The following is a 20,208-nucleotide window of genomic DNA, read 5'->3' as shown; positions in this document are numbered from 1 at the left end:
TGCGCATCATTACCGTGTTGCGGGTAGAACGCCACGCCGATACTCGGCAGGATTACGTGCGGCTGATCATTCAGGTCGAATGGTTGGTTGAGCGCCAGGCGGATTTTCTCGGCGACCAGCAAGGCCTGATCCGGCGAGCGGAAGTCCTCGAGCAGCACCACGAATTCGTCGCCACCCAGGCGTGCGACCGTATCCGATTCGCGAATGCATTGCTTGAGGCGGTCGGCAACCATCTGCAGCAGCAGATCGCCGATGGCATGGCCGAAGGTATCGTTGACCTGCTTGAACTTGTCCAGGTCGAGGAACAGCAGCGACAGTTGCGTTTGCTCCCGGCGTGCCCTGGTCAGTGCGGTATGCAAGCGGTCGTGGAGCAGTGCGCGGTTAGGCAGGCGGGTCAGTTGGTCGTATTGGGCCATGAACTGCAGGCGACTGAGCATCTTCTGGCGCTCGATGGCCGATGCCACCTGGGTCGAGACGAATTGCAGCAGTTCTTCGTCCTTGTCGGTGTAGCGCGCCCCGTGGGTATAGCTCTGGACTACCAGAGCGCCGATGGTGCCGTTGTGCGAGGTGAGCGGCACGCCCAGCCAGTACAGTGAGGCGCAGTCGATCGCTTGCACATGCTCGGGCAGTGTCGTCAGCGTTTCGGGTGAGCGCAGCAAGGTCTGCCCGGTGCGGATGATTTCGGCGCTGAGCGTGGGGGCGTCGCGCTTGTGCGGAGCCGGTGCCTGGTGGCGCTCATCGATGTGGTAGGGAAAGCTCAGCTGATCCTGCTGCTCATCATAGAGGGCCACCGAGAAGTTGATGGCGGGCAACAGTTCGCCGACGATCGAATGAACCTTTTCGAACAGGCTGGGCAGGTCCTTGGCCAGGTGCGCGGCCTCGGAAATGGCGTAGAGCGCCGCTTGCATCGACTCGCTGCGTTTGCGTTCGCTGATGTCGTGGGCCACGGCAATGCGCAGTTGATCGTCCGCCGACCAGCGTGCCGACCACATGATGTGCACGATCTGTCCATCCTTGCGCACATAGCGATTTTCAAAGCTGGGTCTGCTGATGCCCGCCATGATGTCGCTGGCCGTTTGCAGCGTCCTGGCGCGATCTTCCGGAAATACCAGCTCGATCATGCTCTTGCCGACCATTTCCTCGGCCGTATAGCCGAAGATCCGCTCGCAGGCCGCACTGACAAACACGAAGCGTCCCTCCTTGTCGACCACGCAGATGGCGTCGAGCAGAAGATCGACAAGGTTACCTGAAGGCACGTAAGACTGTTTTTTCATAAGGTAAATAATGGATTCTCGGAACCGGCCATGACCTGCGGGGACTGTGGCGATGTGCCGAAAGGTGCTGCTCACGAGTCAACTTTAGCCGCCGTCCAGGCGCTGCGGAAGTAATACTTCAATCAAGATGTGTAGGGCTATTGCGCAGGCTGGAGGTTATCCAGAACTCGGCAGGCCGGGTATCTGCCAGTTGCAGGTCATTCTCGGCTGATGCCGTGATTGACCCTTCGACCGGCCCGCTCAGGTCGCGACCACTTCCAGCACGCAGATCTTGCCCGGTTCCGGGTAGTGCCAGCGCACATCGACATCCCAGAAGCGCGCGCCATAGCGTCGTTCGGGCCGCGGTAGCTGATAGGCCGGACGCGGATCCTGGGCCAGGCACTGCTCGATCAGCTCGACCAGGGGCTCGCCCAGGCGCAGGCCATGGCCGCGCGCCTGGCCGAGGGCCGCGTCTTGCCACTGCACCTCGATCAACTGCGGGGCGGCCTCGGCGATGCGGTTGCAGGCTCCCGCGACGCTGTCGGCATAGGGCACATAGGGCTTGATATCCAGCACCGGGGTGCCGTCGAGCAAGTCGATCCCCGACAGCCAGAGCCTGCCCGGCTCGACCGCGTCCAGTTTGACCACCGATTGACCGATGCCGTTGGGGCGGTGGGTGGCACGGCTGGCGAACACCCCCACCGATTTATTCCCGCCCAGGCGCGGTGGGCGCACCTTCAGGCGTGGCCGGTCTTCCAGTGCCTGGTGAAACAGGAACAGCAGCCAGACGTGGCTGACCTGCTCCAGGCCCTGCACCGCCTCGCCGCTATCGAAGGGGGCGAGCAGTTCCAGTACGCCGCGGGCAGCCGGTGCCAACTGCGGCTGACGGGGAATGGCGAACTTCTCCTTGAAGCAGGAGCGGACGAAGCCGATGGGCGAGACGGAATAGGACATAGACATAGGAGTGGCGGTCAGCAGTGGCGGGGGCTCATCTTACCTGCAATGCGCGGCGCTCTCAGCAGACCCTACATAAGGCTCCAGCCGAGCAACAACAAACCGCAGAGGCGGCCGAGCCAGAGTCCCTGTGGCAGGTTTTTCTCCAGCAGGACGAAGGCACCTATCACGGCCACCCAGAGCAGGTCCATAACCCCGGCCACGAGCAGCGAGCCCATCAGGGCCCAGCAGCCCATGCAGTAAGCACCATGGGCCAGGCCCATGCGCCAGCCGCCGAGCACGCCGGGGCGCCAGTAGCCGAGCAGAAAATGCAGCGGTCGCGGCGATGCTCGAGGCAGACCGCCTTGCTTGGCAGCCACTGATAGACGCCAGCGACCAGCGGCAGGCCGGCACCCAGCGCGGAACTGCTGCTGCGCATTGCCGGGCTGAGCAGGGCGCGTTGTTCGAGCGCTTATTGCCGCGTCGTGGCGCCCAGTCGGGTTGGACCGTGGGCGCTGTTCAGAGGTGGAAGCCACCGTCGATAGGGATGATGGTGCCGGTCATGTAGGCGCCGGCGGTGCTGGCCAGGCTGATCGCCAGGGCGGCCATCTCTTCCTCGCGGCCCCAGCGTTTCATCGGGATCAGCGCGGTGTCTTCGGCCAGGGCCTGTTCGTCCTGGGCGATGAATTGGGTCATCTTGCTCGGGAAGCGCCCCGGGGCGATCACATTGACGTTGATGTGCTGGCCGACCAGCTCACGGGCGAGCATGCGCGACAGCTGATGCAGGGCGGCCTTGCTCGGGCCATAGGCGTAGGCGTCTTCGCCGTGGGAGGTGATGCCGGCCACCGAGCCGATATTGATCACCCGCGCCGGATTGCTCGCCGTGCCGGCCTTGCGCAGCAGCGGCAGCAATTGCTGGATGCAGCTGAACACCGAGGTCACATTGAGCTGCATGACCTTCTCCCAGCCCTTGGCCGGGTAGGACTCGAGCGGTGCGCCCCAGGTGGTGCCGGCGTTGTTGACCAGGATATCCAGCTGGCCGATTTCGCCGGCCAGTTGCGCGGCCAACGCCTGCACGCCTTCTTCGCTGGCCAGGTTGGCGGCCATGCCGTGGCAGGTGCCGAAGGCCGAGAGTTCGGCGGCGGTCTGCGCGCAGGCCTCGCCGTCACGGGCGCAGACGTAGACGGTGGCGCCGGCTTCGAGGAAGGCTTTGGCGATCATCTTGCCGATGCCGCGGGTGCCGCCGGTGACCAGAGCGGTGCGGCCTTGCAGGGAGAAGTAGGGGTGCATGGCGAATCCTCTTGAGGGATGAATGCCACCAGCCTAATCGCCTGACTGCCGCGCAGCAGGCATTATTGCCCTTGGAAATACGCCGCCATGCGGCCAGATAGCGCGAGCGTCGAGCAGGTAGGCCGGGCCACGCTGGTGAGCTGCGCGAAGCCCAACAGGGCGCCAGCCGACGCTGCGGAGCCCGAGTCGTCGTTGAGCTTGGTCGCTGCGCTCCTTAGCCCAACCTACGCAAATCGGCCTATACGGTGAGGCGTGGCTGACTCAGCCACGCACCCGCAGGGTCAGGCCCTTGAGGAAGTTGCGCAGAAACTGATCGCCGCAGGTGCGGTAGTTGCTGTGGCCGAACTTGCGAAACAACGCGCTCATCTCGGGTTTGGACACCGGGCAGTCGACGCTCTGCATGATCGCGTGCATGTCGTCCTCTTTCAGCTCGAAGGCCACCCGCAGCTTCTTCAGCACCATGTTGTTGGTCATCGGCAGCTCGAACGGCTGGGCCGGGCGGCTGTCGTCCTTGCCGCGCTTGAAGTACACCAGGCCGTCGAGAAAATGCGCCATCAGCTCGTCGTCGCAGGCCACGAAGCCTTCCTCGTCCTCTTTTTTTAGCAGGGCGTCGAGTGCTTCCAGTTCGACCTCCTTGCCGCTGAGTCGGATGATTTCGGCCAGCTGCACATCGTTGACGTCGAGCGTGTAGCGCAGGCTGCGCAGTACATCGTTATTGAGCATGGGGGAGTCCTGAAATGGGCTGGCGCCTGAGAGGCGGCAGCTTGAAAAAAGTTAGAAGCGTTCTTTGCCGGCGAGATAGCGCCATTGGCCGGGCTGGACCTTGGCCATGGGCACGCCGCCGATGCGGATGCGCTTCATGCCCAGTACCTTGAGGTCGACGCTGTTGCACATGAAGACGATCTGCCCCGGCTGCGGGTTTTTCAAGGCGAAGCGCAGGCGGGTTTCGTTCTGCCAACTGACCTTGCATGGCGGCAGGGCCGTGCCGTTGAAGATCAGGCCATGGTTCAGGCGTTTCAGCTGGCTGTTGCTGAGCGTGCCGATGACCTCGACCACGTATTCCTGCTCCAGCTTGGCCTGGTCTTCCTTGAGCTTGCGCTCGATCCGCCAGTCCTGGGTCAGCACGTGCAGGCCATCGGCGCCGGCCTGCAGGGGCAGGCAGGTGACCAGGCGGGCGAAGTGGCTTTTCAGCGGGCGGATGCCGGAGTTGTCGTCCAGCCACTGGCTGGCCGGACCGACGGACTCGACCGCGCGATCCGGGAAGTGGCCCGAGGGCACATGCAGCAACAGGGTGACCGGCTCGACCGGCGCCAGTACGGCGTCGGGCAGCAGTTCGACGCGCTGCTCCAGCACCTTGAACTGCGGCTCTTGCACCACCACGCCGTCGACCGTCACCCAGCCACCCTCGATATAGAGCTCGGCCTCGCGGCGCGAGCAGCCGGTCATCTCGATCAGGCGTTTGGACAGGCGGATCGGCTCGGTCATGGAAGTGGTCATCGAGGAAAAAGGGCGACCATTGTAACTGGCCAGGGGCGTCATGCACGCAGCAATGGGTGAGCGGTGGGCGGCGAATATAAAAAAACCGCTCCGAGGAGCGGTTTCGATAAGACGGGTGGCTGTTAACCGCCCAGGTAGGCGTCGCGCACCTTCGGGTCGTTGAGCAAGTCATGCCCGCTGCCCTGCATGACGATCCGGCCGTTCTCCAGCACATAGCCGCGGTCGGCCAGCTTGAGCGCCTGGTTGGCATTCTGCTCGACCAGGAACACGGTCACGCCGTCCTCGCGCAGCTGTTCGATGATGCCGAAGATCTGCTGGATGATGATCGGCGCCAGTCCCAGCGACGGCTCGTCGAGCAGCAACAGCTTGGGCTTGCTCATCAGTGCGCGGCCGATGGCGAGCATCTGCTGTTCGCCGCCCGACATGGTGCCGGCGCGCTGGCTCAGGCGTTCCTGCAGGCGCGGGAACAGCTGCAGGACCTTGTCCAGTTGCTCCTGGAACTCGGCCTTGGCGGTGAAGAAACCGCCCATCACCAGGTTTTCTTCCACGGTCAGGCGGGAAAACACCCGGCGGCCTTCCGGGACCACGGCGATGCTCTTGCGCATGATGTCCGGGGTGTTCTGGCCGATCAGTTCCTCGCTCTGGTAGCGGATGCTGCCGCTGCTCGCCTGCGGTGAGCCGCACAGGGTCATCAGCAGGGTCGACTTGCCGGCGCCGTTGGCGCCGATCAGGGTGACGATCTCGCCCTGGCGCACCTCGACGCTGACGTCGTGGAGGGCCTGGATCTTGCCGTAGAAGGTGGAAACCTTGTCGAAATACAGCATCACGCTTCCCCCAGGTAGGCTTTGATCACGTCTGGATTGGCGCGGATCTGCTCCGGCGTTCCTTCGGCCAGGGGAGTGCCCTGGTTGATCACGTAGATATGGTCGGAAATGCTCATGACCAATTTCATGTCGTGCTCGATCAGCAGTACGGTGACGTCATGCTGATCGCGCAGCATGCGGATCAGGGCCTTGAGGTCGTCGGTCTCCCGCGGGTTGAGGCCCGCGGCCGGCTCGTCGAGCATGAGGATGCGCGGGCGCGTCATCATGCAGCGGGCGATTTCCAGGCGGCGCTGCTGGCCGTAGGCGAGGGTGCCGGCCGTACGGTTGGCGAAATCGGTCAGGTTGACCTGTTCCAGCCAGTGCGCGGCAAACTCCATGGCCTCGTGTTCGCTCTTGCGAAACGCCGGGGTCTTCAACAGGCCGGCGAGGAAGTTGGTGTTGAGGTGGCGGTGCTGGGCCACCAGCAGGTTTTCCACCACGGTCATTTCCTTGAACAGACGCACGTTCTGGAAGGTCCGCACCACGCCCTTGCGGGCGATCTTGTGGCCCGGCAGGCCCTCGATCTGCTCGCCATCGAGGCGAATATTGCCGCTGGTCGGCCGGTAGAAGCCGGTCAGGCAGTTGAACACCGTGGTCTTGCCGGCGCCGTTCGGGCCGATCATCGACACCACTTGTTTTTCATTGACGGTCAGCCCCACCCCGTTGACGGCCAGCAGGCCACCGAAGCGCATGGACAGGCCGCTGACTTCCAGGATAGGCCGGCTCATTGTTTCAACTCCAGGTGGGGACGTTGCATGGGCAGCAGGCCCTGCGGACGCCAGATCATCATCAGCACCATCAGCGCGCCGAACATCAGCATGCGGTACTCGTTGAACTCCCGCGCCATCTCCGGCAGCAGGATCATCACGATGGCCGCCAGGATGATCCCCAGTTGCGAGCCCATGCCGCCCAGCACGACGATGGCGAGGATGATCGCCGACTCGATGAAGGTGAAGGATTGCGGGCTGACCAGGCCCTGGCGCGCGGCGAAGAAACTGCCGGCGAAACCGGCGAAGGTGGCGCCCAGGGTGAAGGCCGAGAGCTTGATCACGGTGGGGTTCATGCCCAGCGCCCGGCAGACGATCTCATCCTCACGCAAGGCTTCCCAGGCACGGCCGATCGGCATGCGCAGCAGACGGTTGATCACGAACAGGGTCAGCAGGACCAGCACCAGGGCGATCAGGTAGAGGAAGATCACCTTGTTGATCGAGGCGTAGGCCATGCCGAAATATTCGTGGAAGGTCTGCATGCCCTCGGCGGCCTTGCGGTCGAACGACAGGCCGAACAGGGTCGGCTTGGGGATCGAGCCGATGCCGTTGGGGCCACCGGTCAGCCAGGTCATGTTGTTCAGCAGGATGCGAATGATCTCGCCGAAACCCAGGGTGACGATGGCCAGGTAGTCGCCGCGCAGCCGCAACACCGGGAAGCCCAGGATAAAACCGAAGAACGCCGCCATCAGGCCGGCGATCGGCAGGCAGATCCAGAAGCTCAGGCCGAAGTAGAACGACAGCAGTGCATAGCTGTAGGCGCCGACGGCGTAGAAGGCCACATAGCCGAGGTCGAGCAAGCCGGCCAGACCCACCACGATGTTCAGGCCGAGGCCGAGCATCACGTAGATCAGGATCAGGGTGGCGATGTCCACCGCGCCGCGGCTGCCGAAGAACGGCCAGGCCAGGGCTACCACGATCAGCCCCATGATCGCCCAGCGCTGGGTCGAGGGCCGGGTGAGGAAGTCGCTCGCCTGACTCGGCATGCTCGGCAGCTTGGGCCCATGGGCCCAGACGGCACTTAGTTGGGTGCGGAACAACTGCCAGAAGAACATGGCAATCGAGCTGCCGAGTATGGTCCAGAGCACGGCCGGGCTGGCGCCTTGCACTTCCAGTTTGATGCCCACGGTACTCAGCTTCAGGCCGATGACCGGGTAGGCCACGGCCAGTACCAGCAGGGCGCTGAAAATGGCCGTCTTGAAGTTTTTCTTGATCGAGGTGCTCATACTTTCTCAACCTCCGGACGACCCAGGATGCCGGTCGGGCGGAACAGCAGCACCAGCACCAGCAGGCTGAACGCCACCACGTCCTTGTACTGATCGCCAAAGATGTCGGCGCCGAAGGCTTCGGCTACGCCGAGCACCAGGCCGCCCAATACCGCGCCGGGGATGCTGCCGATACCGCCCAGCACCGCGGCGGTGAACGCCTTGATCCCGGCGAGGAAGCCCAGGTGCGGGTTGATCACGCCGTACTGCATGCCCAGCAGTACCGCGGCCACCGCCGCCAGGGCGGCACCGATGACGAAGGTCAGGCTGATGATGTTGTTGGTGTTGATGCCCAGCAGGTTGGCCATCTTCAGGTCTTCGGCGCTGGCCCGGCAGGCCCGGCCGAGGCGCGAACGGGAGATGAACAGGGTCAGGCCGACCATGGCCAGGAAGGTCACGACGAAGATCAGCACCTGCATATAGGAAATGACCACGCCGTTCATGGCGCTTTCACCGAAGATGAAGTTGCCCGGCAGCGGGTTGGGAATGGCTTTGTCCTTGGAGTCCTGGGACAGCAACACGAGGTTTTGCAGGAAGATCGACATGCCGATCGCCGAGATCAGCGGGATCAGGCGGTTGCCGCCGCGCAGGGGACGGTAGGCGACCCGTTCGATGCTGTAACCGTAGGCCGCGCAGACGATGATGCTGGCGGCGAAGCCCGCGATCATCATCAGGGGCAAGCTGTCCAGGCCGAACATGGCCAGGCCGGCGATCACTATGAAGACTACGTACGAGCCAATCATGTAAACCTCGCCATGGGCGAAGTTGATCATACCGATGATGCCGTAGACCATGGTGTAGCCGATGGCAATCAGGGCATAGGTACTGCCAACGGTCAGACCGTTAACCAGCTGTTGCAGGTAGTGATACAGATCAGGCATTGCCTAACTCCTGGGTCGTCACGCACGTCAGCGCTTGTGGCGCAGGGTGAGACCGGAATTCTTCTAATAAACAAAACCCACTGCGGCTGCAGTGGGCTTTGGGTTCAGGCGGGAAACCGCTTTATCAGTTGAGCGGTGCTTCGGTCTTGGTGCCGTCCTGGTGCCATTCGTAGACCACGAAGCTGAAGTCCTTCAGGTCGCCCTTTTCGTCGAAGCTGAGGACGCCGGTAGGGGTGTCGAAGCTGTTGGCGCGCAGGGCTGCGGCCACCTCGGCGGTATCGGTGCTGCCGGCTTTCTCGATGCCTTCGGCGATTACCTGCACGGCGGCATAGGCGGGGAAGACGAACGGGCCGCTGGAGTCTTCGTTCTTGGCCTTGAACGCCTCGACCAGCGCCTGGTTGCGCGGATCCTGGTCGAACGACTTCGGCAGGGTCACCAGCAGGCCTTCGGAAGCCGGGCCGGCGATGGCCGAGATTTCCTTGTTACCCACACCTTCCGGGCCCATGAACTTGGCGCTCAGGCCTTTTTCCGCCGACTGACGCAGCAGCAGACCCAGTTCCGGGTGGTAACCGCCGTAGTAGACGAAGTCCACACCGGCTTGCTTGAGTTTGGCGATCATCGCGGAGAAATCCTTGTCGCCGGCGTTGATGCCTTCGAACAGGCCGACCTTGATGCCTTTGTCTTCCAGGGTTTGCTTGACCGCGGTGGCGATGCCTTCGCCGTACTGCTGCTTGTCATGGATGACGGCGACGGCCTTCGGCTTGACATGGTCGGCGATGTAGTTACCGGCGGTCGGGCCTTGCAGGCTGTCCAGGCCGATGGTGCGGAACACCAGTTCGTAGCCGCGGGCGGTGATGTCCGGGCTGGTGGACGCCGGGCTGACCATCAGGATGCCTTCGTCTTCGTAGATGTCGGACGCCGGCTGAGTGGAGCTGGAGCAGAGGTGGCCGACCACGAATTTCACTTCGTCGTTGACGATCTTGTTAGCCACGGCAACGGCCTGTTTCGGATCGCAGGCATCGTCGTAGACCAGGCCTTCGAGCATGGCGCCGTTGACGCCACCCGCCTTGTTGATCTGCTCGATGGCCATCTTGGCACCGATGAATTGCATCTCGCCATATTGTGCGACTGCGCCCGTTACCGGGCCTGCCATGCCGATCTTGATGGTGTCAGCCGCTAGCGAGTAGCTGGCAACGCCGGCCATGGCCATGGCGGCAAACAGTTTGGATATCTGCTTAGTAGCCTTGTTCATAGTGCTCCACTCTTATTGGTTTTCTATCGGTTTTCGTTGTGTAGTTCTGGCGGCCAAAGTTGCATGACCGGATCGCTTCATCCGGTCATAACCCCGGCAACTTTACCGCTGCAGTGTAGAGCGCTGCTTTGCAGCTTGAAAGCCGGCCGTTGAGGGCATGGCATGCGGATGTCGCTTAATTGCAATAAACGTATAGAAAAACGGCGTGGCTTGCCTGCGTCCGAGCACTTGCGGCGTACTTGCCTGCTGCTTGCTCGGCGCTATCATGTTGCCCGAGCAAAACTCGGACTACTTCTGCGGACAAACCATGACTGAACAACCTAGCACCCTCTATACCAAACTGCTTGGAGAAACTGCAGCAATCACCTGGCAAGAGTTGCAACCTTTCTTCGCCCGCGGTGCGTTGCTGATGGTCGGGGGCACGCAAGATCTGATCGCGGTGGCCCAAGCCGTAGCGGAAAACGACCAGGGCCAGGTGAGCGCCTGGCTGACCAGCGACCAATTGAAAAAAATCGACGATGACGGTGCCGCGGATCTGCTGGCGCGCGATCCGCCGTTGTGGGCGGTGGTGGTGGCACCTTGGGTGCTGGTGCAGGAGCGCCGCGAGGACTGAAGCGATGCGCCGGTGGCGCTGGCGGTGAACAGGTCTAGACTGTCTGGGTCTTCCCTTAGTCGCTACGGAGGCAACATGTTCGCGCCTGGCCATCTGCATCGCGCCAATCCCGTCGCCACCCCCGATCAACCGACGTTCAGCATCGATCTCTACTACGAGGTGCGTCAGGATCCGAGCGAGGGGCCGATGCTGCACCTGCGCCTGGTCGGCGAGGTGGCGGGCAAGGCGTTCGAGGAGCAGTTCGAGCTGCACCGCGATACCGCCTTCAATTTCGCCAGCGTCGCCAGCCGCTTGGCACTCAAGCATGGGATGCCGGCCAATTTCAGCCTGATCATGCGCGGCCACCAGGAATACGACCAGATGTTCGCCGATATCCGCAGCAAACTCGGCATCCACACCGGCGATACGGTCGATCTCGACCATCTGGAAAAAGACGGGCTGTAGGATGGGGCGGGCCGCGTAGGTCGGGCCGCGTAGGATGAGCGTAGCGATAGCCATCAGGCCGCCAGCAGGTGCGCCACCATGATGGTTACACCGCGCAGAACATGCGGGTCTTGCCGCACATCACCTTGGAGCCTAACCCATCTACGCCCTAGGCGCTGACCCAGCGTTGCCGCGCCCAGCCGCTGAACGTATCGACGCCCAGCACCAGGATCAGCATCGCCAGGATCACCGTCGCCGCCTGGGCTTCCTGGAACAGGCTGAGGCTGACGTAGAGCATCTGTCCCAGGCCGCCGGCGCCGACAAAACCGAGCACGCTGGCCATGCGGATATTGTTTTCCCAGCGGTACAGCGAATAGGCGATCAGTTGCGGCCAGACCGTCGGCAGGGTGCCGTAGCAGAACGCCGCGACATGCCCGCCACCGCCCAGGCGAATCGCCTCGGCCGGTTCGCTCGGGGTGTTCTCCAGGGCCTCGGCGAACAGGCGACCGAGCACCCCGGTGGTGTGCAGGGCCAGGGCCAGGGTGCCGGCATTCGGCCCGAGGCCGGCGGCCAGCACCACCAGGGCCGCCCACACCAGTTCCGGGATCGCGCGCAGGGCATTCAAGAGCAAGCGTGAGCCGCCCAGGGCCAGCCAGCCAAAGCGCCCGGCCGCCGGCAAGGCCAGGAGCAGGCCGAGCAGGGCCGCCAGCAGGGTGCCGATGGCCGACATGGCCAGGGTTTCCAGCGCGCCCTTGCCGATGGCCCGCAGGTGCGGCGCGGAGAAATCCGGGCTGAAGAAGCTGCCGGCGTAGCGGCCCATTTGACTCAGGCTGTCGCCACTGAGCAGGGCGCCCAGGTCGATGCCGAGGAAACCGAAGGACGCCAGCACCGCCGCCAGCAAGGCCAGCAGCAGGGCATAGTTGCCCAGGCGCTTGTCCGTGGAGGTCTTCATAGCAACCTCGCGCGCAGCAGGCGGCTGAGTTGATCGGCGAGCAGCACCAGCAGCAGGAAGGTCAGCAGCATGCTGGCCACCTCGCCGCCGGCGAACATGCGCATCGACAGGTCGATCTGCTGGCCCAGGCCGCCGGCACCGACGAAGCCCATCACCACCGAGGCGCGGATGGCGCATTCCCAGCGGTATACCGTGTAGGAGAGCATCTCCGCGGCGGCATTGGGCAGTATCCCGTAGGCGAAGGCGGCCAGGCGTGGGCTGCCGGCGACCAGCAGGGCGCGACTCGGGCGCGGATCGACCGACTCGAAGATCTCCGCGTAGACCTTGCCGAGCATGCCGCTGTAGGTGATGGCGATGGCCAGCACCCCGGCCGTCGGGCCGAGGCCCACGGCGCGCACGAACAGCAGCGCCCAGACGATTTCCGGCACGCTGCGCAGCACGATCAGCAGAGCACGCACCGGCCAGCGCAGCGCCCGGGCCCACCAGGCCGGGCGGCCGCTGCGGTGCACGGCGGACAGCGACAGCGCGCGGCTGGCCAGCAGGGCACCGGGAATGGCGATCAGCAGGGCCAGGGCCATGCCTGCGGTGGCGATGGCCAGGGTTTCCAGGGTGGCGCGGCCGAGCAGCCGGAGAAACTCGCGATCATGCGCCAGCGGCCAGAAGTCGGCGAGAAAACGCCCCATGTTGGTCGCGTTGCGCTCATCGAACAGCACCGCCAGGTTCAGCTCGCTGAGCACCAGCCCCGGCCACAGCAGCAGCACTGCCAGCAGGGTCAGGACCAGGCGCGGCAGGGCGGCCGGGTCGCGTAGTGCGGGGTTCAGCATCGCGGGATCTGCACACTCACTGGCGCCGGCGCTGCCGAAGTGGGCACGGCTGGCAATTGTTCGTTGGCGTACAACGCATCCAGTGCGCTGGCGCCGATTGCCTCGGGCGGCAGGTCGAAGACGATACGGCCCTCGCGCACGCCGATGATCCGCGGGAAATGCGCCAGGGCCAACTCCACGGCATGCAGGCTGGCCAGCAGGGTCATGCCGCGCCGGCTGGCTTCCTCATTGAGTACGCTCAGGGTATGGCCGGCCAGCACCGGGTCCATGGCCGACACCGGCTCATCGGCTAGGATCAGTTCCGGCGCCTGATAGAGCACCCGGGCGATGCCGACCCGTTGCAACTGGCCACCGGAGAGTTGGTCGCAGCGTTCGAACAGCTTGTCCGCCAGGTCGAGGCGGCCGAGGGCCGCCTGGGCGCCGGGCATATCCAGCGGGTGCAGCAGGTTGAGCAGGCTCTTGCCCAGCGACCAGTGGCCCAGCTTGCCGGCCAGTACCGCGGTGATCACCCGCTGGCGGGGCGGCAGGGGCGGCGCCTGATGAATCAGGCCGATCCGCGCGCGCAACTGCTGGCGCTGGCGTGCGCCGAGTTGCCAAGGCTGCTGGCCGAGCAGGTGGATCTGTCCGCCGCTGGGTTGCAGGTTGCTGGCGAGCAGGCGCAGCAGGCTGGTTTTGCCCGCGCCAGATGGGCCAATGATGGCCACCCGTTCGCCGATTTTTACCTGTAAATCGATCTCGCTGAGCGCCACCTGACCGTTGGCGTGGGTCAGACCCACGCCGCTGAGTCTCACACTCACTTCAGCAGGCCGGCCGCTTGGGCTGCTTCCTCGATACCCTGGTAATTTTCTGCCTTGGTCGGGATAAAGCGACTGGCGGCTTGCAGGTCGAGGATCGCCTTGTGTTGCGGGTTGGCCGGGTCGAGGGCGAGGAACGCCGCCTGGATCTTGTCGCGTACGACTGGGTCGAGGGTACCGCGCACGGTCCAGTTGTAGTCGAAGTAGGGCGGGGTGGTGGCGATGACCTTGACCTTGTCGGTGTCGACCTTGCCGGCGGCGACCAGCTTGTCCCATACCGAGGCGTTGAGTACGCCGCCGTCGGCCTTGCCTGCCTGGACCCAGGCCGCCGTGGCGTCATGTGCACCGGAGTAGGCGATGCGGCTGAAGAACTGTTCCGGCTCGATCCCGTCCTGCAGCATGAAGTAGCGCGGCATCAGGCTGCCGGAGGTGGAAGACACCGAGCCGAAGGCGAAGGTCTTGCCTTTCAGGTCCTGCAGCGATTGCACGGCCGGGTCGGCGCTGATGATCTTGCTGGTGAACTTCTCATCTTCGCTGCGCTGCACCAGCGGGATGGCGGGGTGCGCGGCGTTGGCGGTTTTCAGGCGCGCCTGGACGAAGGTGAAGCCGCCCAGCCAGGCCAGGTCGATACGGTCGGCGGCGAGGGCCTCGACCACGGCGGCATAGTCGGACACCGGGACGAACTCGACCTGCATGTCCAGCTGCTGTTCGAGGTAGGCGCCAAGCGGCTCGAACTTGCGCAGCAGTTCGGTGGGGGCTTCATCGGGAATGGCCGAGACGCGCAATACATCGGCGGCTTGGGCGAATACGGCGGAAAAAGACAGGGCAAGGCCGGCGGCCAGCGCAAAGGGACGCTTCAACATGGGGGTTCTCCGGTTCAATAGCGGGGAAAGCCGGCGGAGTATAAAGGGAATCACGGGGTTGTGGTTGGGCGCGCGAAGCCCATTAGCCGGATTACCTCATCTTGGCGGTTCAGCCGGTGGCGGCTTCGCCGCAGGCGTTGGGCGTCGCTAACCCAGCCACGTTAAGATAGCCACCTCCTTTGCGCTGGAGTCGCACATATGTCGGCATCGATGACCACCTCCCTTCCGGCCCTGGCTTTCGCCGGCATCGGCCTGATGGGCCTGCCCATGACCCGCCGCCTGCTGGCCGCCGGTTATCCCCTGAGCGTGTGGAACCGTTCGCCGGACAAGTGCCTGGCGTTGCTCGAGCTGGGTGCGCAGCGCGCGCAAACCCCGGCCGAGTTGTGCACCGATGCTGGCATCGTGATGCTCTGCCTGGCCAATACCGAGGTGGTGCGCGAGGTGGTGTTCGGCCCCGGCGGCATAGCCGAGGGGGCCCGGCCCGGGCAACTGCTGGTGGATTTCTCCAGCCTGGAGCCGGCGGCTACTCGCGCCATGGCCGCCGAGTTGGAGCAGCGCTGCGGCATGCGTTGGGTCGATGCGCCGGTGTCCGGCGGCACGCCCGGCGCCGAGGCCGGCAGCCTGGCGATCATGGCCGGTGGCCGCGCCGAGGATGTCGAGCGGGCGCGGCCGATCCTCGCCCACCTGGGCCAGCGCCTGACCCGCATGGGCGAGGTCGGTGCCGGCCAGGTGACCAAGTTGTGCAACCAGATGATCGTCGCCTGCAACGCGCTGGTGATTGCCGAGGTGGTGGCCCTGGCGGAGCAGGCCGGGGTCGACGCCAACCTGCTCGCGCCTGCCTTGGCCGGCGGTTTTGCCGATTCCAAGCCGCTGCAGATCCTCGCCCCGCAAATGGCCAGCAGCCAGTTCGAGCCGATCAACTGGCATGTGCGCACCCTGCTCAAGGATCTCGACAGCGCGGTCAAGCTGTCCCGCGAGATCGGTTCGGCCACGCCGCTCAGCGGCCTGGCGGCGCAGTTGCTGCGCCTGCATGGCCGCCAGGGCAATCTGCAGCGCGATCCGGCCACGCTGGTGCAATTGTACCGGGAGGACCAGGCATGAAAATCGCCGCCAACCTGTCCCTGTTGTTCGGCGAACTGCCATTGCGCGAGCGCGTGGTGGCAGCGGCCGCTGCGGGCTTCGAGGGTGTGGAAATCCAGTTCCCCTACGAGTTGGCGGCGATTCGCCTGAAGGAGGCGCTGGAGGCGGCGGGCATGCCGCTGGCGCTGATCAATCTGCCGGCGGGCGACTTGCTCGACGGCGGAGCCGGGCTGGCGGCGGTGCCGGCGCGCCAGGCCGAGTTCGATGCTGCGCTGCAGGAGGCGCTGACCTATGCGGCGATGGTGCGGCCGGCCTGCGTCAATGTGCTGCCCGGGCGCCTGGCCGAGGGGGTGAAGCGAGAGCGGGCGCTGGCGACCCTGGCCGCCAATCTGCACAAGAGCGCCGAGGCGTTTCAGGTGCTGGGAATCCGTGTGCTGGTGGAGGCAATCAATCCGCTGGACATGCCGGGTTTTTTGATCAACACCCCCGAACAGCTCGATGAGTTGTTGCGCAAGGTCAGGCATCCCAATCTGGCGGCCCAATACGACCTCTATCACATGGCGCGCCAAGGCGTGGATCTGCTGGCGGGCATCGAGTTGTTGGCCGGGCGCATCGGCCATGTGCAGTTCGCCGATTGCCCCGGGCGCGGGGCGCCGGGAACCGGTCAGCTCGAGTTTGCGCCAGCCCTTGCTGCGCTCGAGCGCAGCGGCTATCGGGGCTGGCTGGGCGCCGAATACCTGCCGGGCGAGGCGGGGACGCAGGCGGGACTGGGCTGGCTGGCCAGCTGGCGCACCAAGCCAAGCTGACGACTCGGTCGGCCGTTACACCAGGGGCAGGATGCCGCAGGGGGAAAAGCGTTCGACCCGGTTGCGCCCCAACTTCTTGGCGCGATAGAGCATCAGGTCGGCGCAGTGCACCAGCTCGCCCAGGCCCTGTCCGGGCTGCCACTGCGCCACGCCGAAGCTGGCGGTGACGCCGATGGTGCCGGTCAGCGGTTCGGCGGCGAGCAGGCCGCGCAGCTTTTCCGCAATCAGGCAGGCCTGGTCGAGGTCGGTGTGCGGCATGAGGATGATGAACTCCTCGCCGCCCCAGCGGCACAGGCTGTCGGAGTCGCGCAGGTGACTCTTGATGCGGTGTGCCACGCCGGTGAGGACGCAGTCGCCGACGTCGTGACCATAGAGATCGTTGACCGACTTGAAACGGTCGATATCGAGAAACACCAGGGCCAGGGGGAAATCATAACGTTCGGCGCGCTTGATCTCGTTGTGCGCCAGGTCCTCGATCTTCAGCCGCGACCATTGTCCGGTCAGGCGGTCGGTATTGGCCAGGCGCTCCAGTTGCAGGTTGCTGTCGCGCAGCTCCTGCTCGGCCTGTCGCCGGCGCTGGACTTCCAGGCGCAGCTTGCGAGTCAGGCGGGCAAAGCGCAAGGCCACGGCGCCCAGCAGCAGCAGGGCCAGCAAGGCCCCGCCGAGCACCTGGTAGAGCGGGCCGTTATCGGTTGCAGCCTGGCGCTTGTAGATGAAGCCGTCCAGTTCGATCGGCCCCTCGGCCATGCCCAGATCCAGGTAACTTTGCGCAATGGCGTGCCAGCGCCCCGGGTTCATGTGCCCCAGTTGCACCAGCTCCGGCATGATCAGCTTGTGCAATTGCTCGGCCTCGAAACGCAGATGCTCCAGGCTCTTGTCGGGAGCGTAGCGTCGATGGATCAGCTGGACGCTTTCCTCGAGGTTGTCCATGGCGTATTGCCAGCCCTTGAGGCTAGCCTGGATAAAGGCCTCGACCTGTGCGGGACGCCGTTGCAGCAGGGCCTCGCGGGTGGTCAGCACGTCACTGTAGAAGTTGACCCCGTATTCGCGCGGCTTGATCAGCCGGTAGGGCAACTGCTGCTGTCGCAACCAGAATGGCTCGTTGGAAATGTAACCGTTGTAGGCGTCGGTCTTGCCGTCGATCAAGTCTTGCGGGTCGAAGCTGGTCTGTTGCAGCTCCAGGCGCTCCTGATCGACGCCTTCGCGGGCCAGGGTGACAAGCAGTTCGGCGCTTTCCGGCGCCGGCATCAGCATCACCCGCTTGCCCGCCAGGTCGTGGGGCGTGTAGATATCCGAGTCGGCCCGCACTATCCAGACGACTGGTGAACTCTGCATGATCGCCGCCAATGCCACCAGCGGCTGGCCCTGCAGGCGTGCGATGACCAGGCCGCTGTTGGCAATGGCAAAATCGGTATCACCTTCGAGCAGGAGGTCTATCGGCTTTGGCGTGCCGGGCCCGCCTGGACGGATTTCCACCTCCAGCCCAGCCTGCGCATAGAAGCCTTTTTCCAGGGCCATGTAGTAGCCGGCGAACTGGAACTGATGCAGCCAGCGCAGTTGCAGGCGCATTTTTTCCGCGGCCATGGCCTCGGTCAGGCACAGCAGCGGCACCAGCAGCAGACCGAGGCCTAGTCGGCGCAAAGTGTTGCCCCGCTTGCCGGGAGGTGTTTGAACGGGAATGGGCATGGAGGGCTGCCGCGGACTCAACGTTTAAGCTGCCTTGCAAAAACCACCAACAGCGGGTGCGGCCACAGCCCTGATTGTCAGTCGTGGCTTACACCTTCGTCGGTATGGGTGTCGCCAAAGCCAAATATGCATAAAGATTATGGCTATCTGGCATCAGTATAGTGAGTCTGTGGATAAGGCAAGTGCAGGGGCGCGGATTGGCATGCACGGAGGTTGCCAGCATAGCGAGCGCCGGCGCGAGGTCGCCTTCGGCATTCGCGGCAAGGATCGCCGTCGGCTTCGCCAGCAATTGGCGATGGCATGCGCGGAAAGGCCTGCATGCGCTCGATCGGTGTCGGTTGTGGCGGGCATTCGATCTGGGCGATTCATTGATATCAGCGCAACAAATAGTCACAGACAGTGCTAGCCGCAGGCTCTAGATTGCACCTTACTTGGGCGTGCACGAGCTGTCATGGCCGCCTGGGCAGCCGCAGTCTCGTGCTTTGATAACTACAAGAGAGAAGCAATTCATGCCGCAAGATCAACAAAGGGCGAATGCCTGGCGCATTCTGTTCCTGCTGTTTCTCGCCAACCTGTTCAACTTCTTCGACCGTACCATTCCGGCCATCATCATCGAGCCGATTCGCCTGGAATGGGGCCTCAGTGATTTTCAGCTGGGCCTGATCGGTACCGCCTTTACCATCGTCTATGCCATCGCCGGCGTGCCGCTGGGACGCATGGCCGACACCGGCGCTCGGCGCAAGATCATGGGCTGGGGGCTGGTGGTGTGGAGCGGCTTGACCGCGGTCAACGGCATGGCCTGGAATTTCTGGAGCTTCCTGCTGATACGCATGGGCGTCGGCATCGGCGAGGCCAGCTATGCGCCGGCGGCCAACTCGCTGATCGGCGACCTGTTTCCGCCGCACAAGCGCGCCCGCGCCATGGGCATCTTCATGCTCGGCCTGCCCCTGGGGCTGTTGCTGGCGTTCTTCACCATCGGTGCCATGGTCGAGGCCTTCGACAGCTGGCGCGCGCCGTTCTTCATCGCCGCCGTGCCGGGGATGATCCTCGCGTTGTTCATGTTCTTCATCAAGGAACCCAAGCGCGGCGCGGCGGAAGCCGTGCAGGTGGCGACCACTGTGGTGGACAAACCGTTGCGCAAGGTCTTGGCGATCCGCACCTTCTGGTGGCTGGTGCTCGCCGGGCTGGCCTTCAACTTCGCTACCTACGCCTGCAACTCCTTCATGGTGCCGATGCTGCAGCGTTATTTCTTCCTGCCGCTGGAGCAGGCGGCGGTGGCCACCGGGGTGATCGTCGGCCTGACCGGCCTGCTCGGTTTGACCGCCGGCGGCTGGCTGGCCGATCGCATCCACCAGCGCTCGGCCACCGGGCGCCTGCTGTTCGCCGCCGTGAGCATGCTGATCGCCACCGCAGCCACCGCCTATGCGTTATTGGCCGGGCGCGTCGAGGTCGGCGTGTTCGTCGCGGTCTTCAGCGTCGGCTGGCTGTTCGCCTACAACTTCTACACCTGCGTCTACACGGCGCTGCAGGATGTGGTCGAGCCGCGCCTGCGTGCCACCGCCATGGCGCTGTTCTTCGCCGGCCTGTACCTGCTCGGCGGGGGCCTCGGCCCCATCGCGGTGGGCCTGCTGTCCGATCATTTCTCCCAGGCGGCGATGCTCGCCGCCGGCGCCAGCGAGATGAACGAAACCTTCAAGGCGGTGGGGCTGCACGATGCGATGCTGCTGATCCCGGTGGCGCTGTTCCTCACCATGCTGGCGCTGCTGCAGGCCTCGCGCTGCTTCGTTGCCGATTCAACGCGGATGCGCGCCGGCATGGCCGAGCCGCTGTCGGCCTGATATGAGGCGCTGGCTGGGCTGGGCGGCGATCCGCTTTAGCCCCGCGCCGTTGAATCGGCAGTCTTGGTGGGCTGAAGCCCACCCTGCGTTTTGCCATCGACACTGGTACATCGCCAATAACAAGGCCCGCAATTGCGGGCCTTGTCAGTTAAGGGGCCAAGGTTAGCCGGCCACCAGCACCCGAATCGCCTCCAGGCGCAGTGCGGCTTTGTCGAGCAGGGCCAGGCCCTGTTCGCGCTGCCGGCGCAGGGCGTCCAGTTCGCTGTCGCGCACGCTCGGGTTGACCGCTTGCAGGGCGGTCAGGCGGGCGAGTTCCTCTTCGGTGTCG

Annotated in this window: 22 protein-coding genes; 5 read left to right on the top strand and 17 right to left on the bottom strand. The window is 64.4% G+C overall.

Features of this window, described 5'->3' with window-relative positions:
• The 11 genes from ABZE94_RS11080 to ABZE94_RS11030 form a co-directional block, all read right to left on the bottom strand.
• Nucleotides 1-1,256 (bottom strand): diguanylate cyclase domain-containing protein (locus ABZE94_RS11080; RefSeq protein WP_372875573.1); only part of this gene is annotated, 1,256 nt, incomplete at its 3' end.
• 258 nt (nucleotides 1,257-1,514) lie between these two features.
• Nucleotides 1,515-2,207: a tRNA (N6-threonylcarbamoyladenosine(37)-N6)-methyltransferase TrmO gene (gene tsaA, locus ABZE94_RS11075; RefSeq protein WP_372875575.1), complete on the bottom strand. Its 693-nt coding sequence runs from the start codon at nucleotides 2,205-2,207 to the stop codon at nucleotides 1,515-1,517.
• Between the two features lie 71 nt (nucleotides 2,208-2,278).
• A complete protein-coding gene (locus ABZE94_RS11070) occupies nucleotides 2,279-2,566 on the bottom strand; it encodes a DUF2182 domain-containing protein (RefSeq protein ID WP_372875572.1) in 288 nt (95 codons plus the stop codon).
• Nucleotides 2,567-2,705: 139 nt separating this feature from the next.
• A complete protein-coding gene (locus ABZE94_RS11065) occupies nucleotides 2,706-3,476 on the bottom strand; it encodes an SDR family oxidoreductase (RefSeq protein ID WP_372875571.1) in 771 nt (256 codons plus the stop codon).
• Nucleotides 3,477-3,737: 261 nt separating this feature from the next.
• Nucleotides 3,738-4,199: a DUF1456 family protein gene (locus tag ABZE94_RS11060; RefSeq protein WP_372875570.1), complete on the bottom strand. Its 462-nt coding sequence runs from the start codon at nucleotides 4,197-4,199 to the stop codon at nucleotides 3,738-3,740.
• Between the two features lie 51 nt (nucleotides 4,200-4,250).
• Nucleotides 4,251-4,961 carry an rRNA pseudouridine synthase gene (locus ABZE94_RS11055; RefSeq protein WP_372875569.1) on the bottom strand — a complete coding sequence of 237 codons (711 nt, stop codon included), beginning with the start codon at nucleotides 4,959-4,961 and terminating at the stop codon, nucleotides 4,251-4,253.
• Nucleotides 4,962-5,095: 134 nt separating this feature from the next.
• Nucleotides 5,096-5,797 (bottom strand): ABC transporter ATP-binding protein, encoded by a 702-nt coding sequence (locus ABZE94_RS11050; RefSeq protein WP_372875568.1) that lies wholly within the window; start codon nucleotides 5,795-5,797, stop codon nucleotides 5,096-5,098.
• Nucleotides 5,797-6,564 carry a high-affinity branched-chain amino acid ABC transporter ATP-binding protein LivG gene (gene livG / locus ABZE94_RS11045; RefSeq protein ID WP_372875567.1) on the bottom strand — a complete coding sequence of 256 codons (768 nt, stop codon included), beginning with the start codon at nucleotides 6,562-6,564 and terminating at the stop codon, nucleotides 5,797-5,799. Before livG ends, ABZE94_RS11050 begins: the two co-directional genes overlap by 1 nt.
• Complete coding sequence (locus tag ABZE94_RS11040; RefSeq protein WP_372875566.1) at nucleotides 6,561-7,829, bottom strand: high-affinity branched-chain amino acid ABC transporter permease LivM; 1,269 nt, start codon at nucleotides 7,827-7,829, stop codon at nucleotides 6,561-6,563. The genes livG and ABZE94_RS11040 overlap by 4 nt, the downstream gene beginning before the upstream one ends.
• Nucleotides 7,826-8,749 (bottom strand): high-affinity branched-chain amino acid ABC transporter permease LivH, encoded by a 924-nt coding sequence (gene livH, locus ABZE94_RS11035; RefSeq protein WP_372875565.1) that lies wholly within the window; start codon nucleotides 8,747-8,749, stop codon nucleotides 7,826-7,828. The genes ABZE94_RS11040 and livH overlap by 4 nt, the downstream gene beginning before the upstream one ends.
• Nucleotides 8,750-8,873: 124 nt before the next feature.
• The gene (locus ABZE94_RS11030) at nucleotides 8,874-10,001 is read right to left on the bottom strand and encodes a branched-chain amino acid ABC transporter substrate-binding protein (protein ID WP_372875564.1); all 1,128 of its coding nucleotides are present in this window, start codon (nucleotides 9,999-10,001) and stop codon (nucleotides 8,874-8,876) included.
• A gap of 307 nt (nucleotides 10,002-10,308) precedes the next feature.
• Here ABZE94_RS11030 and ABZE94_RS11025 point away from each other — a divergent pair, with 307 nt between their 5' ends.
• Both ABZE94_RS11025 and ABZE94_RS11020 read left to right on the top strand, forming a co-directional pair.
• A complete protein-coding gene (locus ABZE94_RS11025; RefSeq protein WP_372875563.1) occupies nucleotides 10,309-10,614 on the top strand; it encodes a DUF2288 domain-containing protein in 306 nt (101 codons plus the stop codon).
• Between the two features lie 75 nt (nucleotides 10,615-10,689).
• Complete coding sequence (locus tag ABZE94_RS11020; protein ID WP_372875562.1) at nucleotides 10,690-11,058, top strand: DUF5064 family protein; 369 nt, start codon at nucleotides 10,690-10,692, stop codon at nucleotides 11,056-11,058.
• A 148-nt stretch (nucleotides 11,059-11,206) separates the two neighbouring features.
• Here ABZE94_RS11020 and phnE read toward each other — a convergent pair whose 3' ends face one another.
• From phnE to ABZE94_RS11000, 4 genes are read right to left on the bottom strand one after another with little or no spacing between them, the layout of a single operon-like run.
• On the bottom strand, nucleotides 11,207-11,989 hold the full coding sequence (phnE, locus tag ABZE94_RS11015) for a phosphonate ABC transporter, permease protein PhnE (protein ID WP_372875561.1): 783 nt from the start codon (nucleotides 11,987-11,989) through the stop codon (nucleotides 11,207-11,209).
• The gene (locus tag ABZE94_RS11010; protein ID WP_372875560.1) at nucleotides 11,986-12,813 is read right to left on the bottom strand and encodes a PhnE/PtxC family ABC transporter permease; all 828 of its coding nucleotides are present in this window, start codon (nucleotides 12,811-12,813) and stop codon (nucleotides 11,986-11,988) included. The genes phnE and ABZE94_RS11010 overlap by 4 nt, the downstream gene beginning before the upstream one ends.
• The gene (locus ABZE94_RS11005; protein ID WP_372875559.1) at nucleotides 12,807-13,610 is read right to left on the bottom strand and encodes a phosphonate ABC transporter ATP-binding protein; all 804 of its coding nucleotides are present in this window, start codon (nucleotides 13,608-13,610) and stop codon (nucleotides 12,807-12,809) included. The genes ABZE94_RS11010 and ABZE94_RS11005 overlap by 7 nt, the downstream gene beginning before the upstream one ends.
• Nucleotides 13,607-14,470: a putative selenate ABC transporter substrate-binding protein gene (locus ABZE94_RS11000; RefSeq protein WP_372875558.1), complete on the bottom strand. Its 864-nt coding sequence runs from the start codon at nucleotides 14,468-14,470 to the stop codon at nucleotides 13,607-13,609. Before ABZE94_RS11000 ends, ABZE94_RS11005 begins: the two co-directional genes overlap by 4 nt.
• A 210-nt stretch (nucleotides 14,471-14,680) precedes the next feature.
• Between ABZE94_RS11000 and ABZE94_RS10995 the strand changes: the two genes are divergently transcribed.
• Both ABZE94_RS10995 and ABZE94_RS10990 read left to right on the top strand, forming a co-directional pair.
• A complete protein-coding gene (locus ABZE94_RS10995; RefSeq protein ID WP_372875557.1) occupies nucleotides 14,681-15,571 on the top strand; it encodes an NAD(P)-dependent oxidoreductase in 891 nt (296 codons plus the stop codon).
• Complete coding sequence (locus tag ABZE94_RS10990; RefSeq protein WP_372875556.1) at nucleotides 15,568-16,356, top strand: hydroxypyruvate isomerase family protein; 789 nt, start codon at nucleotides 15,568-15,570, stop codon at nucleotides 16,354-16,356. Before ABZE94_RS10995 ends, ABZE94_RS10990 begins: the two co-directional genes overlap by 4 nt.
• Nucleotides 16,357-16,371: 15 nt before the next feature.
• Here the strand turns inward: ABZE94_RS10990 and ABZE94_RS10985 are convergent, their stop codons facing one another.
• Entirely contained in the window at nucleotides 16,372-17,997 is a 1,626-nt protein-coding gene (locus ABZE94_RS10985) for an ABC transporter substrate-binding protein (RefSeq protein WP_372875555.1), read from the bottom strand.
• Between the two features lie 554 nt (nucleotides 17,998-18,551).
• On the opposite strand from ABZE94_RS10985, the gene ABZE94_RS10980 reads away from it, so the two are divergent.
• Entirely contained in the window at nucleotides 18,552-19,880 is a 1,329-nt protein-coding gene (locus ABZE94_RS10980) for a spinster family MFS transporter (protein WP_372875554.1), read from the top strand.
• 162 nt (nucleotides 19,881-20,042) lie between these two features.
• On the opposite strand, the gene ABZE94_RS10975 is transcribed toward ABZE94_RS10980, so the two are convergent.
• The coding region (locus tag ABZE94_RS10975) for a hypothetical protein (RefSeq protein ID WP_372875574.1) at nucleotides 20,043-20,208 on the bottom strand (166 nt) is incomplete at its 5' end.

The organism is Pseudomonas sp. (assembly GCF_041601375.1).
Lineage (GTDB): Bacteria > Pseudomonadota > Gammaproteobacteria > Pseudomonadales > Pseudomonadaceae > Aquipseudomonas.
Note: the sequence above shows the minus strand (reverse complement) of the source record. Positions and strands in the feature narration are given on the sequence as shown.

Bases quoted from the DNA above. Each gene is read 5' to 3' on its own strand.
- tsaA (WP_372875575.1), bottom strand. From the start codon at position 2,207: ATGTCCTATTCCGTCTCGCCCATCGGCTTCGTCCGCTCCTGCTTCAAG.
- ABZE94_RS11065 (WP_372875571.1), bottom strand. From the start codon at position 3,476: ATGCACCCCTACTTCTCCCTGCAAGGCCGCACCGCTCTGGTCACCGGC.
- ABZE94_RS11060 (WP_372875570.1), bottom strand. From the start codon at position 4,199: ATGCTCAATAACGATGTACTGCGCAGCCTGCGCTACACGCTCGACGTC.
- ABZE94_RS11055 (WP_372875569.1), bottom strand. From the start codon at position 4,961: ATGACCGAGCCGATCCGCCTGTCCAAACGCCTGATCGAGATGACCGGC.
- ABZE94_RS11050 (WP_372875568.1), bottom strand. From the start codon at position 5,797: ATGCTGTATTTCGACAAGGTTTCCACCTTCTACGGCAAGATCCAGGCC.
- livG (WP_372875567.1), bottom strand. From the start codon at position 6,564: ATGAGCCGGCCTATCCTGGAAGTCAGCGGCCTGTCCATGCGCTTCGGT.
- ABZE94_RS11040 (WP_372875566.1), bottom strand. From the start codon at position 7,829: ATGAGCACCTCGATCAAGAAAAACTTCAAGACGGCCATTTTCAGCGCC.
- livH (WP_372875565.1), bottom strand. From the start codon at position 8,749: ATGCCTGATCTGTATCACTACCTGCAACAGCTGGTTAACGGTCTGACC.
- ABZE94_RS11030 (WP_372875564.1), bottom strand. From the start codon at position 10,001: ATGAACAAGGCTACTAAGCAGATATCCAAACTGTTTGCCGCCATGGCC.
- ABZE94_RS11025 (WP_372875563.1), top strand. From the start codon at position 10,309: ATGACTGAACAACCTAGCACCCTCTATACCAAACTGCTTGGAGAAACT.
- ABZE94_RS11020 (WP_372875562.1), top strand. From the start codon at position 10,690: ATGTTCGCGCCTGGCCATCTGCATCGCGCCAATCCCGTCGCCACCCCC.
- phnE (WP_372875561.1), bottom strand. From the start codon at position 11,989: ATGAAGACCTCCACGGACAAGCGCCTGGGCAACTATGCCCTGCTGCTG.
- ABZE94_RS11010 (WP_372875560.1), bottom strand. From the start codon at position 12,813: ATGCTGAACCCCGCACTACGCGACCCGGCCGCCCTGCCGCGCCTGGTC.
- ABZE94_RS11000 (WP_372875558.1), bottom strand. From the start codon at position 14,470: ATGTTGAAGCGTCCCTTTGCGCTGGCCGCCGGCCTTGCCCTGTCTTTT.
- ABZE94_RS10995 (WP_372875557.1), top strand. From the start codon at position 14,681: ATGACCACCTCCCTTCCGGCCCTGGCTTTCGCCGGCATCGGCCTGATG.
- ABZE94_RS10990 (WP_372875556.1), top strand. From the start codon at position 15,568: ATGAAAATCGCCGCCAACCTGTCCCTGTTGTTCGGCGAACTGCCATTG.
- ABZE94_RS10980 (WP_372875554.1), top strand. From the start codon at position 18,552: ATGCCGCAAGATCAACAAAGGGCGAATGCCTGGCGCATTCTGTTCCTG.